The organism is Kitasatospora sp. NPDC053057, from assembly GCF_044546945.1.
Taxonomy (GTDB): domain Bacteria; phylum Actinomycetota; class Actinomycetes; order Streptomycetales; family Streptomycetaceae; genus Kitasatospora.
The window spans coordinates 10685-26214 of the sequence record NZ_JBITZP010000069.1 but is presented as its reverse complement, the minus strand read 5'-3'; the positions used below and the strand labels follow the sequence as shown (position 1 = coordinate 26214).

The window sequence follows — 15530 nt, the reverse complement described above, 5'->3', positions numbered from 1 at the left end:
ACCCCCCGGGTCCTCGGCCCCCGCGCAACCAGCTACCCCCCCCGGTTCGGGGGGGTGTACCCCCCTAACCCCCGGTGCGTGGCGGGGTATGGCGCCCCGCCGCCCCCGGGGGGGGGCCCGACGCGGCTTGCACACAGCTGTCCCGGATTCACACCTAAGTGATCCGGCCGCCCTTCCCCAACCTCTGCCGCGGCCCGCTCCCTGCGTGCGGGGAGCGGGCCGCCGCCGCTGCGGCGACGAGTGCGGTGCACCCGCCGAGCACCATCACCACCGACGGCGACGAGGCATCGACGACCGCACCGCCGGCCAGGGCGCCGATCGAGATGGTGGCCTGGAACGAGGACGTGAAGACGACCGTGGCCGCCTCCGGCGCGTCCGGGGCCGCGCGGACGAACCAGGTCTGGGCGCACACCGGGACGGCTCCGTAGGCGAGGCCCCACGCCACGAGTACAAGTGCGGCGCCCGGCCAGGCCGTCCCGAGGAGCGGGAGCAGCAGGACGGACGCCGCGAGCAAGCCGATGGCGACGGCGAACGTCGAACGCCGCCGGCCCGCCCAGGCTCCGCCGGCGAAGTTGCCGACGACACCCGCGATCCCGTACACGAGCAGCAGCGCGGTTACGGCGCCCGGTCCGGCGTGGGTGACGTCCTCCAGGAACGGGGTCACGTAGGTGTACGTGCCGAAGTGCGCGGTCACCAGGAGGAGGGTGATGACCAGCCCCGCACGGACCGCCCGCGTCCGCAGCAGCCCCCGCAGGACGGCGAGCCGGGTCGGGGTCTCCGGCGGCAGCGGGGGCAGGGTCGCGGCGAGGGCGGCGAACACGGCGAGGCTCAGCACCGCCATCGCTCCGAACGCGGTCCGCCACCCGGCCAGATGGCCGAGCAGCACCCCGGCAGGCACGCCCAGGACCGATCCCAGCGGAACCGCGGAGAAGATCACCGCATTGGCCCGCCCCTGCCTCCCCGCCGCCACCAGTTGCGGAGCGAGCCCGGCCCCGATCGACCAGAACGCACCGATCACGACTCCCAGCACGACTCGCGCCGCCAGCACCATCCAATAGCCGGGCGCGAGCGCGTTCACCAGGTCAGCGAGCGCGAGGGCCAACATGAGCCCGCAGAGCACACCCCGCCGGTCGGCCCGCCGAACGGCGACCGTGACAACCGGCGCCGCGACGGCCGCCACGACCCCCGGCAGCGTCATCATCAGCCCGGCCGTACCGTCCGAGACCCGAAAGGTGGCACCGATCGGCGTGAGCAGGCCGATCGGCAGGATCTCGGTGGTCACGATGGAGAAGATCCCCGCCATCACGGACACCACGGCCAACCAGCCACGAAGCACCCCCCGAGCAGGGGTGGCGACGGCGGAAACAGAAGTAGTAGGCACCCGTCCACTCCACCAGCGGCACCACCCCGCAGCTGGCGCGATTGCGACCTCAACCCTTCACGACGACCGACCAACCAGCCCCGGCCCGCCGCGTCATCTGACGGAGTTTTTGACAAGATTGACAACAACTGGCACGATCCTCCCCATGGCACGCCCGAGGAAGTTCGACACCGAGGCCGCGATCGACGCGGCCATGAACACCTTCTGGTCCAAGGGGTACACCGCGACCTCGACCGACGACCTGGCCGAGAGCACCGGCATGCTGCGCGGCAGCCTGTACAACGCCTTCGGCGGCAAGCGGCAGCTGTTCGAGCTGGCGCTGCGCCGCTACCGCGAGGGCGCCGCGGCCGGGCAGAACCCCGCGACGACCGACCTCCCCCCGCTGGAACGCATCCGGCAACTGCTGCTGACCGGGGTGGACCAGACCTCGACCGACCACCGCGGCTGCCTCGCGGTCAACACCGTGACCGAACTCGCCATCCGCGAGCCCGAGTTGGCTCAGCTGGCCCGCCAGGCCTTCGTCCCACTGGAAGCCGCGCTGACGACGGCGATCGAGAGCGGCCGGCTCCGCGGCGAGATCCGCCCGGACCGCACCCCGCAGGTGCTCGCCCGCCAGGTGATGGCCGGCTTCCACGGCCTGCTGCTGCAGGCCAAGGCGGGTTTCGAACCCGAGTCGCTGCACGCGACCATCGACGCGATCGTCGAGGACCTGCGCGCCTGAGCCCCACCCCGGGTCCACCCGGGCTTCCTCGTACCCAAGTTTTTGGCACTTTCACCAACAACTATTCCAGTCGGAGGCCACACCCCATGCTCCTCCTGCCCGTCATCCTGGCGGCCTTCTTCATGTACGGCTTCGACGGCAACGTCGTGAACGTCGCCCTGCCCGCCATCCGCACCGACCTCGGCGCCGGCCAGGCCGCCCTCGAACTGGTCGTCGCCGGCTACGCGTTCAGCTACGCCACCGGCCTCGTCCTCGGCGGCCGACTCGGCGACATCCTCGGCCACCGGCGGATGTTCCTCACCGGTATGGCCGCCTTCACCGTCGCCTCCGTGCTGTGCGGACTGGCCCAGTCCCCCACCGAGCTGGTGCTCGCCCGGATGCTCCAGGGCCTCACCGCCGCCGCCATGGTCCCCCAGGTGCTCGCCCTGATCACCACCGCCATCCCCGCCGAGGGCCGGCCCCGCGCCCTCGCCTGGTTCGGCGTCACCGGCGGACTCAGCGGCGTCTGCGGCCAACTGCTCGGCGGCGTCCTGCTCGACGGCAACCTGTTCGGCCTCGGCTGGCGCGCCGTCTTCCTGGTCAACCTGCCGGTCGGCCTGATCGTCCTCGCCATCGCCGCCGCCGTCCTGCCGCGCACCACCACCGGCCGCCGCCCCGCCCTCGACGGCATCGGCGTGCTCGCGATCTCCGGCTCGCTCGCCCTCGCCCTCGTCCCGCTCGTCCTCGGCCGGGAGGCCGGCTGGCCGCTCTGGGCCTGGGCGATGCTCGCCGCCGCCGTCCCCGCCTTCCTCGCCGCCCTGCGCTGGGAGCGCCGGCTCGCCGCCCGCGGCGGACAGCCGCTGCTCGACCCTGAACTGCTCCGCGGCCGGGTCTTCCGCACCGGACTCGCCGTCAACGCCGCCTTCATGGCCTTCTTCGCCGGCTTCGTCTTCATCATCAGCCTCACCGTGCAGACCGGCTTCGGCTACAGCCCGCTGCGCTCCGGCCTGGTCTTCACCCCCATGGCCGTCCTCGCCATGGTCGGCTCACTGACCGGCAAGCGCCTGCTCCCCCGGTACGGGCTGCGCGTCCCGGTCGTCGGCGGGGCGATCACCGCCCTCAGCCTGCTGCTCACCGCCCTCGCCCTGCAGACCGGCGGCGCCCACCACGCCCTCCCGGTGCTGCTCGCCGCCATGGGTCTGATGGGCATCGGCAACGGCCTGGTCCTGCCCTCGCTGATCGGTGCCCCGATGGCCGGCATCGCCCCCGAGCGGGCCGGCACCGCGTCCGGCACCCTCTCCACCACCCAGCAGTTCGCCGCCGTCACCGGCGTCGCCGTGATCGGCGGCAGCTACTTCGCCGTCCTCGACCACCACGACCCCGCCACCGCGGCGGCCGTCGCCAGCTGGCTCGCCCTCGCCGCCGTCCTCGCCATGATCGGCCTCACCGTCCGGCTCTCCCGCGTCACCGCGGCCCCCGCCGCAGCCTCCGCCCCCAGCGCTCCCCTCCCGGCGCTGGCCCGGAGGTGACCCTCCCCCGAGCAGGCCGCCCGACCCCCCGGTCAGGCGGTCTGCCGGACCTTGACGCCCCCGACCAGCGAGTACGAGCGGACCTTGACCACCGCGCCGCCGGGCTCGCCGGCCACGCCCTTGCTGCGGCCGCCGAGCAGCGAGAACCCGCTGACCTCCACCGCCGTCCCGGCCGGAACGGTCAGGTCGACCCCGCCGAACACCGAGAACGCGTCCACCTCGGCCGAGGCACCCTCCGGGTAGGCCAGCTCCGCGCCCCCGACCAGCGCCGCCTTGACCAGGTGCGTGCCCTCCTCCGGCAGCACCGCCCCGGTGTGGTCCAGCTTGGCCCCGCCCACCGCGGCCACGTGCACCGTGCGCTCGCGGGCCGTGAAGCCGCCCCGGTGCTTCAGGCCGCCCAGCAGGGCCAGGCTCCACTCGGTGCGGCGGGCCGGGGTCTCGGTGTTCTTCGTGATCTCCATGCCCTGAAATCTACGGCCTGGCCCTGAACCTCCGTCAGTGCCTGCGGGCACCACTGCGGCATGACAAACGTCATGGTCCGCGCCGGGCGCCACCTGCGCGTTTCCCCCCGCCCGCCGAAACGGCTCGGGTCCCGGTCAGTGGATGGACCACTGCCCGGGACCCGAGCCGTTGGCGGGGAAGTCCGACAGGTGCGGAACGTCAGGCGCTCGCATCCGCCCGGGCGTCGTGGGCGGCGAAGAACTCGTCCGCGATCTCCCGGGTGCGCGGCAGCTCGGCGACCGGCTCGCCGATCACCCGGCCCGCGAGCTCACCGGCCAGCCGGATCACGTCCTCCCGCAGCTCGGCCTCGGCCAGCACCCGGTCCGCCGCCAGCTGCACCTGCGCCTCGGCCAGCATCCGGTCCCGCAGCTCCTGGCCCTCGGCCCGCAGCTGCGCGATCAGCGCCGCCCCCTCCTCGGTGGCCGTCTGCCGGATCACCGCCGCCTCGTGCCGCGCCGCGACGAGCTCCGCCTGGAACTCCTCGTACACCCGCTGGGCCTCCGCCCGCGCCTCCTCGGCCCGCTCCACACCACCCTCGGTGGCATCCCGGCGCTCCCCGAGCAGCTTCTCGATCCGCGGCAGCAGCACCGCCCCGAGAACGCCGAATATCAGGAAGAAGCAGACGAGTCCGATGACGAGCTGTGCCAGATCCGGCTTCAAAGGTCCCATGCCATCAGGATAGTTGAGCCTCCCTCACCCAACTTCGGCGGGTCCCTCCCGGCCCCGGAGACGACGAAGGGCGCCCTCCCCGAAGGGAGAACGCCCAGGTCGGACAGGGGTCCATCGTGTGGGCCACCAGGGGCTCGAACCCTGAACCTACGGTCGGCTGAAACGGGCTACCTTCTGTTGTTTCCGCGGCTTGGCGCACTGCACGGTGACGTTCCGTCCAGCGTCGGACCGTTGCATGCTCCAGGGTCCGCTCACGCGCCGCTCACACAGCTCAGCTCTGGCCGAGTGTCTGAACCACGCCGTCCTGGCCGGGCAGGGCACGAAACTGCTGCGGCTGAGTGACAAGAGTGCGGCTTCCCGAGGATGTTCACGATCTGATGAGCCGACTCCTCTTAACTTCTTCTGACACCCGGCTGTGTCGCCCAGCAGGCGGTTGCCTGCGTCCGCCGCCCATGGAGGTCATTGGATGAATCTTCGACCGTGGGTTGCAGCGTCGCTGGCGAGTGCGGCAATCGCCCTTGCGTCTCCGCCTGCAGGCGTCGCTGCGCAGACGTCCACACGGCACGCGTCCGACTCGTCGTGGCGCCAGGAAGGGGAAGGGGAAGGAGAAAGGGGATGGGAAGGGGGAAGGGAAGAGGGTGGGCACCACCATCACCACAATCCCTGGCGCCACTGCTACAGTCCCCGCCGTGTCGTGCTCATCGACCGAAACTTCAGAGCGATTCTGACGAACAGCCGGCGCGGGCCGGAGGCTCTCGTTCTCCAGGGGGCCCCATCATCCTCGTCCGAGCCGCCGGAGGCGCCATGGCCCAGCTTTACCGTTTCAACGTATTTGGACGTTAATTACCCCACCCAGACCAGCAATCAGTATGAGTTCAAGATTCACGGCTTTTTCAGGGAGCACCCGGTCTTCCTGGTGAAGGCCTTCGACCGCCACGAGCGAGTCTTCCCCTTCCCAGCCGCCCACTGCATCGACGACTACGACGACGAGCACCACCACGACGACGACGGTGACCGCGGTGACCATGCTCGTCCGCACGATGGTGAAGCTGCCGACGGGGGTGGCCCGTCCGGCGCCCCGTCGCCCCAGGAGTCCGGCTCCCCGTCGCCCCAGGAAGGGGACCACCAGCAAAACGGCCAGCCCACGCCGGAGACTCCCGCCTCCGGGGGCACCAGCCTCCCTCCTCCGCCTGATGGTGCGGCTGACGGTAGGAGCGCTGGTCGTCCGAGCGCGAAGCACATCGGGATCGCGGCCGGCGGCTTGCTGATGGTTCTGGGAGTGCCGGCTACGGCCTGGCTCCACAGACGTCGTCGGCAGCGTGCCGCTCGGCCGGAACAGTAACCGGCAGCGCCTTCGGCCCCTGACGTCGGATCGCATCAGGGGCCTGATGTGCCGCCACCCCAGCCGTACCAATGGCGAACGGCCGGCCTCCCGGGGTTGGCCGGCCTCGCCGGGACGGTGCCGCCTCCATGCGGCTCCGTCCAGCGGCCCACGTGGCCGCCGGTCAGGCGAGGACGTAGCCCTCCCGGCGGAACTGGTCAGGAGGAACTGCTGCTTTCGGTGGGGTCCGGCGTGGCCGAGGAACTCGGGCGGGGGTCGTGGGGGCAGATCCGGTCAGGGTTTTTGACCCCGAAGCTCAGGCCCCACTCCCTGTCACAGCCACCCCGGTACGTTTCCACCCAGCCGCAGTAGGGGCCACCGTAGCTGTGACAGGGGCGCACTGGTTCCTGCGGGCCCGGATTCGTGGAGAGTGGCCAGGACGATTCGGCCTCGCTCCACGAGGTGCCGGAGGCGCTGACCATGCGGACCCGCGTGGCATCGGAACCGTGGGACATCCGGTCCATGAAGAAGAGGGGCAGGCCAAAAGCTGAGACGGAAGCCACTGCCGTTGCGGCAACGAGAGCGGAGCGGGTCAGGCGCATGGCTGTTCCTCCTGGCGTTGTGGTCTTGGCAGGTGTGGACGAACTCTGTGCACGAGCGCCGCCGCTGTGAGCGCCAGAGTTGAACGTATGGTCTGGAAAACTCCCCGGCAGCCAGCGAACCGCCAATCAGGCGGCCTTGCTCCGGTTCTTCACTCGAAGGGTCTCGTCCCTTGAGACGCCGTGGCAGCCACGATCACGCTCACGTCCGACACGCACACCAGCCTCCTCCCGGAGATCGACCGGGAGGTGTCCGAGGCCACCGCACGGCCGGCTCCCCGGGCGCGTCAGGCGGCAGTCGGCGAAACCGTCGGGCTCACTTCGGGCTCGCCTGCACCCGAGAAAGCGAAAACGCCCCGACCGGCACAACCGATTCAGGGCGCTAAGTCGCAGGCCAGCGGGGGTAAGACCGCCCCTGCGAAGAGTGGGCCACCAGGGGCTCGAACCCTGAACCTACGGATTAAAAGTCCGCAGCTCTGCCAATTGAGCTAGTGGCCCGCGGCCCTTGGTCCCGACTGGATCCCGGGGTGGTCCCGGGTGGGGAGGGCCACGGCGATCCTACCCGGTGGGCCCCAGGGCTCCGCCAGTGGATTGGGCAGGCGCGCCGGGAACGGGGGGCGGGCCTTGGGGCGGGCTGTAGTGGGCGGCGCGGACGCGGCGGAGCCAGGCCTCGGCGGGGCGGGGGTCGGGGGCGTCGGGCAGGACGCCGGGGCGGGAGAGGCGGTCGGCGGCGTCGGCGATCAGCTGTTCGGCGGTGGCGGGGCGGTCGGCGATGCGTTCGCCCAGGTCGCGGACGCGCTCCGGGTCGGGCAGCCGGATCAGGTTGTGGCCGGTGCGGTGCAGCCGGACGGCCTGCTCGACCAGCCGGACGAGGTGCCGGGCGTGCTTGGCGGCCCGGGCGCGGACGGCCGGGTCGGTGGTGTCGCGGGACAGCAGCTTGCGGAACTGCTGGTCCGCGTAACCGAGATAGGCCTTGCGGACGGCCGGTGCGCTGAGGAAGCTCGACCGGATGCCGACCAGTTCGCGACCGAGCGGGGTGACGGTCTCGTACAGGTCCTCGGGCAGCCAGACGAGTTCGGAGGCGGTCGGGTTGCAGGACAGCGCCAGCCGGCACCACTTGGCGGCCTCGTGCAGGGTGACGTCGGGCGCGGTGGTGACGTGCGACTCGGCGGGGCGGTGCAGGCCGTGCAACTCCTCGGTGGGGGTGGCGAACAGGCCCAGCCGGTCGAGGTCGGAGCCGGCGTGGGCGAAGCCGTACGCGGTGGAACCGACGATGCCGGACAGCAGCACGGTGCCGGGGAGCGGCGCGGTGCCGGGAACGGTGGGCATGGACGGGGCTCCTCTCGAACGGGCGGCCGGAGAGCGCATCCTCTCCCGAGCGGGCCGCGCCGGGCGAGCGATTTCCGGACCGGGGCCCGCCCGGCCGTCGATACTGGCCCCATGCAGCACGATCCCCGCCCGGAAGCCGTCGGCGTCGAGAAGGTGCGGGCCTGGTGGTCCCACCGGCAGTGGCTGGACCGTCCGCACACCGGGGCGTCCGCCGCCGAGGTGCTGGCCGCCACCGGCTGGGCCCGCTCGGTCGGCGGCGCGGCCCCGTACCTGGGCCTGTTCGCCCGGGCCGGGCTCCGGCGCGCCGAGGTGGACGCGGCGGTGGCCGCCCTGGAGGTGCACGAGCTGCCGTCCGCGCGCGGCTGCACGTACGTGCTGCCGGCCGCCGACTTCGCGCTCGGCCTGGCGGTCGGCGCGGCCGCCCCGGAGGGTGAACTGGCCGCCGCGGCCAAGCACCTGGGGGTCGGCCGGGACGAGGTGGAGCAGCTCTGCCTGGCCATCGAGCGGGTGCTGTCCGACGGCGGGCCGCTGGACCCGACCACGATCCGGGAGGCGGTCGGCGACGCCGTCCGGCCGCTCGGTGAGGCGGGCCGCAAGCGCGGCCTCTCGACCACCCTGCCGCTCGCTCTCGGGCTGATGCAGTCGCGCGGCCGGATCCGCCGGGTGCCGGTCAACGGCCGCCTGGACCAGCAGCGTTACGGCTACGTCAGGTGGGACCAGCCGGTCGCGGGGGACGCCGTCGACCTCGCCCGCCGCTACTTCTCCTGGGCCGGTCCGGCCACCCTCGGGCACTTCCGCTGGTTCTCCGGCTTCACCGCGGCCACCGCCCGCCGGGCCGTCGCCGAGGCCGGGGCGGCGCCGCTGGCGCCCGGCTCCGAGCTGCTGTTGATGCCCGAACTCGCCGAGGAGTTCGCCGAGTTCGAGGTGCCCACCGAACCGCACTACACCCTGCTGGCCGGTATCGACGGCATCCACCTGCTGCACCGCGACCTGCGCCGGCTGCTCGACCCGGCCGACGCCGCCCGCCCGCTGCCCGCCGGCCGGGTCGGGCGCACCTTCGGCAGCGAGGCCGACCCGCAGACCCACCTGGTGCTGGACCGCGGCCGGATCGTCGGCCTGTGGGAGTACGACACCGAGCGGGCCGAGATCGTCCACCAGTCCTTCGTCCGCCCGGACGACGCGCTGCGCGAGGCGGTGGCCCGCACCGAGACGTTCGTCCGGGACGAGCTCGGCGACGCCCGCGGCTTCAGCCTCGACTCGCCGAAGAGCCGCGCCCCGAAGATCGCCGCGCTGCGGAGAGCCGCTCTCGCGGAGCAGCAGGCCCGGTAGCGTACGGCCCATGTCGACCACCACCACCGACGAGGTCCTGATCGTCACCGGCGCCGGTCGCGGCATCGGCGCCGCCACCGCCCTGCTGGCCGCCCGCCGCGGCTACCGGGTGTGCGTCAACTACCGTACGGACGAGGCCTCGGCCACCGCCGTCGTGGACGCCGTCCGGGCCGCCGGCGGCACCGCGATCGCCGTCCGGGCCGACGTCAGCCGCAGCGCCGACGTGGAACGGCTGTTCACCACCGTGGACGCCGAACTCGGGCCGCTCACCGGGCTGGTGAACAACGCCGGCACGCTGGAGCGGCAGTGCCGGCTGGAGGAGATCGACGAGGACCGGCTGAACCGGATCTGGGCCGCCAACATCACCGGCCCCTTCCTGTGCGCGGCCCAGGCCGTCCGCCGGATGTCCACCCGGCACGGCGGGCGCGGTGGCGCGATCGTCAACGTCGGCTCGGCCGCCTCCCGGATCGGCTCGCCCAAGGAGTACGTCGACTACGCGGCCGCCAAGGGCGCGGTGGACTCGATGACCCGCGGGCTGGCGCTGGAGGTCGCCGACGAGGGCATCCGGGTCAACTGCGTTCGCCCGGGCCTGATCCACACCGGCATCCACGCGCTCGGCGGCGAGCCGGGCCGGGTCGACCGGGTCGCGCCGGGCCTGCCGATGCGGCGCGGCGGGGAGCCGGAGGAGGTCGCCGAGGCGATCCTGTTCCTGCTGTCCCCGGCCGCCTCGTACACCACGGGGGCGTTCCTGGAGGTCTCCGGCGGGCGCTGAGAACCCTGTTCGGCGTCCACCGGACGCCGAACGGCCCTCTCCGGTTTCCTTCCCCCGGTCCGTCCGCACCCGTACCGTGGGGCCATGACCGCTGCCTTCATCGACATCCCCGGCGTGCGCAACTTCCGTGACGCGGGCGGGATCGGCGCCCTACGCCGGGGCGTGCTGTACCGCTCCGGGTCCCTCCACACGCTCACCGAGGAGGGCGCCCGGAAGCTCAAGGACCTCGGCCTCCGGACGGTGATCGACCTGCGCAGCCCGTTCGAGCTGGAGACCTGGCCGGACCAGCGGCACGGCCTCGACCACGAGTCCCTCAACCTGCCGACCCTGCCCGCCGACCGCGGCAACGTCGACCGCCCCTGGCCCGAGGACCAGGCCGGCCTCTACACCTTCATGCCGGAGACCGCCGGCCCCTCGCTCAGCGCGATCATCCGCCGGCTGGCCGCCCCGGAGGCCGTGCCGGTGGTCGTGCACTGCGCGGTCGGCAAGGACCGCACCGGCCTCACCATCGCCGTCCTGCAGTCCCTGCTGGGCGCCTCGGACGCCGACATCACCGCCGACTTCCTGCTCTCCAACCGCGGCCTCGGCCTCGACAACGGCCCGACCCCGTACGTCGACGAGACCGGCAGCGAGCGCCTCTCCCGCCCGGTCGCCGCCGAACTCATCGCCTCCTCCCTCGGCTGGATCCGCACCCACCACGGCACCGTCCCGGCCTACCTCCACGCCCACGGCCTCACCGACGCCGACCTGGACGCCCTGCGGGCCAACCTGTCGGTCTGAGGAGTCGGGCCCGGGGAGGCAGCGGGCCTCCAGGACTACCCCTGCCGCTCGAAGCGCCACCACTGGGTGGGCGAGTCGACGTCCTCCCACTGCTGGACGCCCCCGTCCGGGGCCTCCGGGGCGGTCAGCGGCTTGCCGCTGATGAAGCTGGTGACGGTGTACGTCCCCGGGGCGTCGACGTGGGCCTCCAGCAGCCATTCCTGGGCGCCGAAGGCGTTGGCGGACCACTGCTGGATCGGGACGCCGTCGTCCGGGCAGGCGCCGGTGACGTCGAGTCGCTTGCCGCTGCCGGCGTTCTCGATGTGGAAGAGCGCGCCGCCGGGGTGGACGGCGGCGAGCTGCCAGAGCTGGGCGTCGGAGCCGTCGTCCGCCCCCAGGCGGATGCGGGCGCCGCTGCGCCGGGAGGCCTCGGCGACCTCCAGCAGCAGGCCGCTGCCGACGTTGCGGATCCGGTAGCGGCCGTCGGTCACCGCGCGGCCGGCCGGCCTGTCGCCCACGCTGTCAGTCATGCCCGCATTCATGCTCGCAGTCTCGCATCAGGCGCTGACATCGGGCCCTGGGAGCAGGCCCTGGGAGCAGGCCCTGACGTCAGGCGCTGACGTCAGGCGCTGGCCACCGGTCCGGCGCCGAGGAGCGGCGGGCCGCCTCGCAGCCGAAGACCACGACCAGCACCGCGGCCACCGCGGCGACCTGCGCCAGCGCCGACACCCCGGTGCCCAGCGGGACGGTCACCGCGACCAGGGCGGCGCCGAGCAGCCGGGGCAGGTGGGGCCCCAGCCCGAAGAAGTGCCGGATGGCGGTGTTCACCACCAGGTACAGCGTGATGCCGCCGGCCAGCGCGACGGCCTGCGGCTGGGTGATCGCGGCGGCGGGGTGGGCGGTCGCCGACTTCACCCCGGCGGCGAACAGCAGCACGCCGAGCAGCAGCCCGAGGTGGCCGAGGTAGTAGACGGACACCGCCGCCCGGTTGCGCTCGGCGGAGGACAGCGCCGCCATGTGGTGCTCGGCGCGGGCGTCGTCGTCGTGCCCGAAGTACGCCCACCAGAGCCCGACGCAGACGGTCAGGCTGAGCAGCGCGACGGCGATCAGCGCGGGCCCGAACTCGGTGGCTCCCGCGCCGACCCCGATGGCGATCACCGACTCGCCGAACGCGATGATCACGATCAGCCCGTGCCGTTCCACGAAGTGGTCGGACCGCAGCCGGAACTCCGGCAGCCGGGCCGCCCTCGGGGTGACGTACTGCATCGCGAAGGAGGCCACCCAGAAGCCGAGTTGGACCGTCCCGGCGAGGTAGCCGCCGGCCAGCACCAGGGCGCCGACGACCAGGTTGGACGCGCCCATGCCGAGCACCGCGGCGGGTGTCACCCCGGCGGCGATGAACATCCCGGTGTGCAGGGCGACCACCACCAGGTACGCCCAGCCGAAGGCGGCGCCGCTGCCCTCGAAGGCGTGCGGCACGGACAGCGAGATCACCAGGAAGCCGCCCATCGCCAGCATCAGCAGCCCGCGCCGTCCGTGGGTGCGCGGTGGCATCGCGTTGGTCAGCCATATGAAGGCGTCGTACATCCACCAGATCACGCCCAGCATCACCAGCACCTGGGCGAACCCGCCCAGGGTGAGGTGGTGGACCAGGCTGCCGGTGAGCTGGGTGATGGTGAAGACGAACACGAGGTCCAGGAAGAGTTCGAGCGGTGCCACCTTGAGGGCCGGCTCGGACGCCTCATCGGCACCAGGGGTTACGGGAGGAACGGGGGACGCGGTCACCGCGCGAGTATCCGTCACCCGGACGAACGGCGGGGGGCGTTTCCGGTGGACGGACCGCGCCGCCTATGCTGCGGCGAATGTCCACCGAGCAGACCCCCGGTCCCCTTCCGTCGCAGCGTCAGCAGCCCACCCTCCTGGAGGCGGTGGCCGAACTGGAGGCGGTGGTCGCGGCCGGCGACGACGAACGCTTCGACCCGGCCATCGGCCTGGTCGGCGGGCTGTTCGGCCCGGCCGGGCCGGCCGAGCGGCGGGCGGCCGGGCCCCGGCTGGCCGCGCTGCTGCCGGACGCCCCGCCGTTCCCCCGGGCACACCTGGCGATGGTGGTGGGCGCCTGCGTGGAGTCCGGCGCTGACCCGGTCGCCTGCGCCGGCCCGGTGCTGGCCGGCCTGCGCGGGGCGCTGACCGGCGCGCAGCGGCTGGCCGAGGGCTGGGCGCGGACCGGCGGCGGCCCGCTGCCGGACCAGGAGGCGGACGATCCGGCCGAGGCGCACGCCCGGATCGAGAGCCCGGAGCACCTCGACGAGTGGAACGCCCATCTGGCCGTGGTCGGCTGGTGGACGCTGCACCTGTGGCAGCAGGCCGCCTGGGCCGTGTACGCGCACGCGCCGGTCCGGGCCGAGGCCCGTGCCTCCGGCGTCACCGAGGTGCTGCTGGAGCTGTTCGACCGGTACGAGGGCGAGCAGCACGACTTCAAGGGCCTGACGCACCTGGCGCTGATGCTCGACGACGAACCGCTGCTGGTGCTGGACCGCCCCACCGGCACCGGCTACCTGCTGCGGATGAGCGGCCTGAGCGACACCTTCCAGCTGCACACCCTGCTCGCCGACGTGCTGATCGGCGGCGGCCACCTGCCCGGCACCCCGCAGGACCCGGAGGTCGTCGCGCTGGCCCGGACGGAGTTCCTGGACGGCCGCCGGCTGATCGCCACCGGCGCCTTCAACCTGGTGGCGCCGGACGGCTCCTGGCTCTGGAACGAGGGCACGCCCAGCGACATCCCGGTGCTGGACGGGGTGCGCACCCTGGTGCTGGAGCAACTGCCGTACGAGCGCAGCTGGTCGGCCGGGCGCTTCATCCAGGAGGTCCCGGGCGACCTCCGGCTGGAGCGGGTGCTCGACCCGGCGGAGGCGGCGCAGCGGCTGGCCCGGATGGTGCCGGGGATGTCCACGGTGTCGGCCTTCGGCTAGGGACCGGCCCGTGAGCGCCCCGTTCGCCGGGTTATGGTCGGAAGCCGACGCACAGTCCCTACGAGCCCCACGAGTGGAGCTCGCCGCCCGCAAGCGCTAACGCGCCGGACGGGACGGGACCACCGCCGTGCCGAACCGCGCCTCGAAGGCGGCCCGGTTCGCCGAGACCGGTGAGCGGTCCCAGACCGCGAACACCACCTGCTCGAACGCGCCCCCGTACCGGGCCAGCGCGCCCTCGAAGGCCTCCGCGACCTGGGCCGGGTCGTTGCGGAACACCCCGCAGCCCCAGGCGCCGAGCACCAGGGCGCGGACCTCGTGCCGGGCCGCCGCGGCGAGCACCCGGACGGCCCGCTCGGCGAGCACCCGCCGGACGCCCGTACCGGCCGAACGCCGTTCCAGCTGGCCGGCGTTGGGCGCGGGCGAGGTGAGGAAGGTGACCGGGTACGGCCGGGCCTGCAGGTCTCCCCGGCTGTTCCGGATCACCGGCACCGCGGGCGAGACGATCACCCGGTGGCTGTACCGGAGGTCCGTCGAGGCCCGGTGCGCCTCGTAGTAGTCCGGCGCCTCCACCAGGCAGCTGTACAGCAGCGCGCTGCGGCACAGGTCCTCCTCCTGGGCGCGGGCGCCGCGCAGGTAGCCGCCGCCGGGGTTGCGCGCGGAGGCGAAGTTCAGCACCCCGACCGGGCCGGCCCCGGCCGCGACCAACCGCCAGGCGGCCTCCATGCTCCCCTCGGCCGTCACCTCGATCCGCCCGCCCGCCGGCCCGGGCCCGCGCTCCCCCGCCGCCAGCAGCGCGTCCAGGTCCCCCGGCGCGTACGACACCGTGCCAGCCCTGGCCGCCGCCAACTGCTCCCCCACCTGCACGAGTTCGCCCCCGGTCGTCCGGTAGCTCCCCCGCGCGGCAATCTCCTCGTTCACCCGTGCCACGTCATGCAGTCTGCTGCTCATGTCCGTGACGCTACGGGACTACCGGCATCGCGCGCCACAGGTTATTCTCACCTCCAGAACAACACCTCGGGGGGAGCAGCAGCGAGGTGTGTTCGGGGGGTATCGGGGGAGATCGGGGGAACACGAAGGGCCCGCTCCGGGGGACGGAGCGGGCCCTTCGTGTGTGTCTCAGTCGTGCGCTTCAGCCGTGCGGCTCAGCCCGGCCGGCGGGCGACCGCCGGCCGTACGACGTCAGTTCTTCCAGCGCGGCTTGCGGTCGTCGCGGTTGAAGCCGCCGCCGTTGAAGCCACCGCGGTCGCGGTCGAAGCCGCCGCGGTCCCGGTTGAAGCCACCGCGGTCGGCCTGCGGACGGCCGCCGGAGCGGTGGTCGTCACGGCGCGAGAACGGACGGCTGTTGCTGCCGCCGCGCTCGTCGCGGTCCCGGCCGAAGGACGGGCGGTCGCCGAAGGAGCGGGCCGGACGGTCGCCGAAGGAGCGGCCGCCGCGGTCGTCGCGGTCACGGTTGAAGCCACCACGGTCGCCGCGGTCGCCGCGGTCGTCACGGTTGAAGCCACCCGAGCGACGGTCGTCACGGTCACGGCCGGCACCGAAGCCACCACGGTCGCGGTTGAAGCCGCCACGGTCGCCACGGTCGCCGCGGTCGTCACGGTTGAAGCCACCCGAGCGACGGTCATCACGGTCACGGCCGGCACCGAAGCCACCACGGTCGCGGTTGAAGCCGCCT

Annotated in this window: 15 protein-coding genes and 1 tRNA gene; 7 read left to right on the top strand and 9 right to left on the bottom strand. The window is 73.2% G+C overall.

Annotated elements, in window-relative coordinates; translation table 11 throughout:
- Positions 1–154: 154 nt before the first annotated feature.
- Positions 155–1303, bottom strand: a complete 1149-nt coding sequence (locus ACIG5E_RS37460; RefSeq protein WP_396541458.1) for an MFS transporter — start codon at positions 1301–1303, stop codon at positions 155–157.
- Between the two features lie 223 nt (positions 1304–1526).
- On the opposite strand from ACIG5E_RS37460, the gene ACIG5E_RS37455 reads away from it, so the two are divergent.
- Both ACIG5E_RS37455 and ACIG5E_RS37450 read left to right on the top strand, forming a co-directional pair.
- The gene (locus ACIG5E_RS37455; RefSeq protein WP_396541456.1) at positions 1527–2102 is read left to right on the top strand and encodes a TetR/AcrR family transcriptional regulator; all 576 of its coding nucleotides are present in this window, start codon (positions 1527–1529) and stop codon (positions 2100–2102) included.
- An 86-nt stretch (positions 2103–2188) separates the two neighbouring features.
- Entirely contained in the window at positions 2189–3610 is a 1422-nt protein-coding gene (locus tag ACIG5E_RS37450; RefSeq protein ID WP_396541454.1) for an MFS transporter, read from the top strand.
- 32 nt (positions 3611–3642) lie between these two features.
- Here the strand turns inward: ACIG5E_RS37450 and ACIG5E_RS37445 are convergent, their stop codons facing one another.
- From ACIG5E_RS37445 to ACIG5E_RS37425, 5 genes are all read right to left on the bottom strand, one after another.
- Entirely contained in the window at positions 3643–4071 is a 429-nt protein-coding gene (locus ACIG5E_RS37445) for a hypothetical protein (protein ID WP_396541452.1), read from the bottom strand.
- Positions 4072–4270: 199 nt separating this feature from the next.
- On the bottom strand, positions 4271–4780 hold the full coding sequence (locus tag ACIG5E_RS37440) for a hypothetical protein (RefSeq protein WP_396541450.1): 510 nt from the start codon (positions 4778–4780) through the stop codon (positions 4271–4273).
- A gap of 823 nt (positions 4781–5603) precedes the next feature.
- Complete coding sequence (locus ACIG5E_RS37435) at positions 5604–5807, bottom strand: hypothetical protein (RefSeq protein WP_396541448.1); 204 nt, start codon at positions 5805–5807, stop codon at positions 5604–5606.
- Positions 5808–7125: 1318 nt separating this feature from the next.
- Positions 7126–7198: transfer RNA gene (locus tag ACIG5E_RS37430), tRNA-Lys, on the bottom strand.
- 60 nt (positions 7199–7258) lie between these two features.
- Positions 7259–8029, bottom strand: a complete 771-nt coding sequence (locus ACIG5E_RS37425) for a DNA polymerase beta superfamily protein (protein ID WP_396541446.1) — start codon at positions 8027–8029, stop codon at positions 7259–7261.
- Positions 8030–8140: 111 nt separating this feature from the next.
- Here ACIG5E_RS37425 and ACIG5E_RS37420 point away from each other — a divergent pair, with 111 nt between their 5' ends.
- The 3 genes from ACIG5E_RS37420 (at position 8141) to ACIG5E_RS37410 (ending at position 10910) form a co-directional block, all read left to right on the top strand.
- Complete coding sequence (locus ACIG5E_RS37420) at positions 8141–9358, top strand: DNA glycosylase AlkZ-like family protein (protein ID WP_396541444.1); 1218 nt, start codon at positions 8141–8143, stop codon at positions 9356–9358.
- A gap of 10 nt (positions 9359–9368) precedes the next feature.
- On the top strand, positions 9369–10130 hold the full coding sequence (locus ACIG5E_RS37415) for an SDR family oxidoreductase (protein ID WP_396541442.1): 762 nt from the start codon (positions 9369–9371) through the stop codon (positions 10128–10130).
- Positions 10131–10214: 84 nt separating this feature from the next.
- Positions 10215–10910: a tyrosine-protein phosphatase gene (locus ACIG5E_RS37410; RefSeq protein ID WP_396541440.1), complete on the top strand. Its 696-nt coding sequence runs from the start codon at positions 10215–10217 to the stop codon at positions 10908–10910.
- 35 nt (positions 10911–10945) lie between these two features.
- Here ACIG5E_RS37410 and ACIG5E_RS37405 read toward each other — a convergent pair whose 3' ends face one another.
- Both ACIG5E_RS37405 and ACIG5E_RS37400 read right to left on the bottom strand, forming a co-directional pair.
- On the bottom strand, positions 10946–11419 hold the full coding sequence (locus ACIG5E_RS37405; RefSeq protein WP_396541438.1) for an RICIN domain-containing protein: 474 nt from the start codon (positions 11417–11419) through the stop codon (positions 10946–10948).
- 79 nt (positions 11420–11498) lie between these two features.
- On the bottom strand, positions 11499–12674 hold the full coding sequence (locus tag ACIG5E_RS37400) for a low temperature requirement protein A (protein ID WP_396541436.1): 1176 nt from the start codon (positions 12672–12674) through the stop codon (positions 11499–11501).
- Positions 12675–12751: 77 nt separating this feature from the next.
- On the opposite strand from ACIG5E_RS37400, the gene ACIG5E_RS37395 reads away from it, so the two are divergent.
- The gene (locus ACIG5E_RS37395) at positions 12752–13858 is read left to right on the top strand and encodes a hypothetical protein (RefSeq protein WP_396541434.1); all 1107 of its coding nucleotides are present in this window, start codon (positions 12752–12754) and stop codon (positions 13856–13858) included.
- A gap of 96 nt (positions 13859–13954) precedes the next feature.
- On the opposite strand, the gene ACIG5E_RS37390 is transcribed toward ACIG5E_RS37395, so the two are convergent.
- The gene (locus ACIG5E_RS37390) at positions 13955–14806 is read right to left on the bottom strand and encodes a TIGR02452 family protein (protein WP_396541432.1); all 852 of its coding nucleotides are present in this window, start codon (positions 14804–14806) and stop codon (positions 13955–13957) included.
- Between the two features lie 174 nt (positions 14807–14980).
- Here ACIG5E_RS37390 and ACIG5E_RS37385 point away from each other — a divergent pair.
- On the top strand, positions 14981–15530 hold a 550-nt coding region (locus tag ACIG5E_RS37385; RefSeq protein ID WP_396541430.1), incomplete at its 3' end, for a hypothetical protein.

Excerpts from the sequence above, each read along its gene's own strand:
- ACIG5E_RS37460 (WP_396541458.1), bottom strand. The coding sequence starts at position 1,303 with ATGGCGGGGATCTTCTCCATCGTGACCACCGAGATCCTGCCGATCGGC.
- ACIG5E_RS37455 (WP_396541456.1), top strand. The coding sequence starts at position 1,527 with ATGGCACGCCCGAGGAAGTTCGACACCGAGGCCGCGATCGACGCGGCC.
- ACIG5E_RS37450 (WP_396541454.1), top strand. The coding sequence starts at position 2,189 with ATGCTCCTCCTGCCCGTCATCCTGGCGGCCTTCTTCATGTACGGCTTC.
- ACIG5E_RS37445 (WP_396541452.1), bottom strand. The coding sequence starts at position 4,071 with ATGGAGATCACGAAGAACACCGAGACCCCGGCCCGCCGCACCGAGTGG.
- ACIG5E_RS37440 (WP_396541450.1), bottom strand. The coding sequence starts at position 4,780 with ATGGGACCTTTGAAGCCGGATCTGGCACAGCTCGTCATCGGACTCGTC.
- ACIG5E_RS37435 (WP_396541448.1), bottom strand. The coding sequence starts at position 5,807 with ATGGTCACCGCGGTCACCGTCGTCGTCGTGGTGGTGCTCGTCGTCGTA.
- ACIG5E_RS37425 (WP_396541446.1), bottom strand. The coding sequence starts at position 8,029 with ATGCCCACCGTTCCCGGCACCGCGCCGCTCCCCGGCACCGTGCTGCTG.
- ACIG5E_RS37420 (WP_396541444.1), top strand. The coding sequence starts at position 8,141 with ATGCAGCACGATCCCCGCCCGGAAGCCGTCGGCGTCGAGAAGGTGCGG.
- ACIG5E_RS37415 (WP_396541442.1), top strand. The coding sequence starts at position 9,369 with ATGTCGACCACCACCACCGACGAGGTCCTGATCGTCACCGGCGCCGGT.
- ACIG5E_RS37410 (WP_396541440.1), top strand. The coding sequence starts at position 10,215 with ATGACCGCTGCCTTCATCGACATCCCCGGCGTGCGCAACTTCCGTGAC.
- ACIG5E_RS37405 (WP_396541438.1), bottom strand. The coding sequence starts at position 11,419 with ATGACTGACAGCGTGGGCGACAGGCCGGCCGGCCGCGCGGTGACCGAC.
- ACIG5E_RS37395 (WP_396541434.1), top strand. The coding sequence starts at position 12,752 with ATGTCCACCGAGCAGACCCCCGGTCCCCTTCCGTCGCAGCGTCAGCAG.
- ACIG5E_RS37390 (WP_396541432.1), bottom strand. The coding sequence starts at position 14,806 with ATGAGCAGCAGACTGCATGACGTGGCACGGGTGAACGAGGAGATTGCC.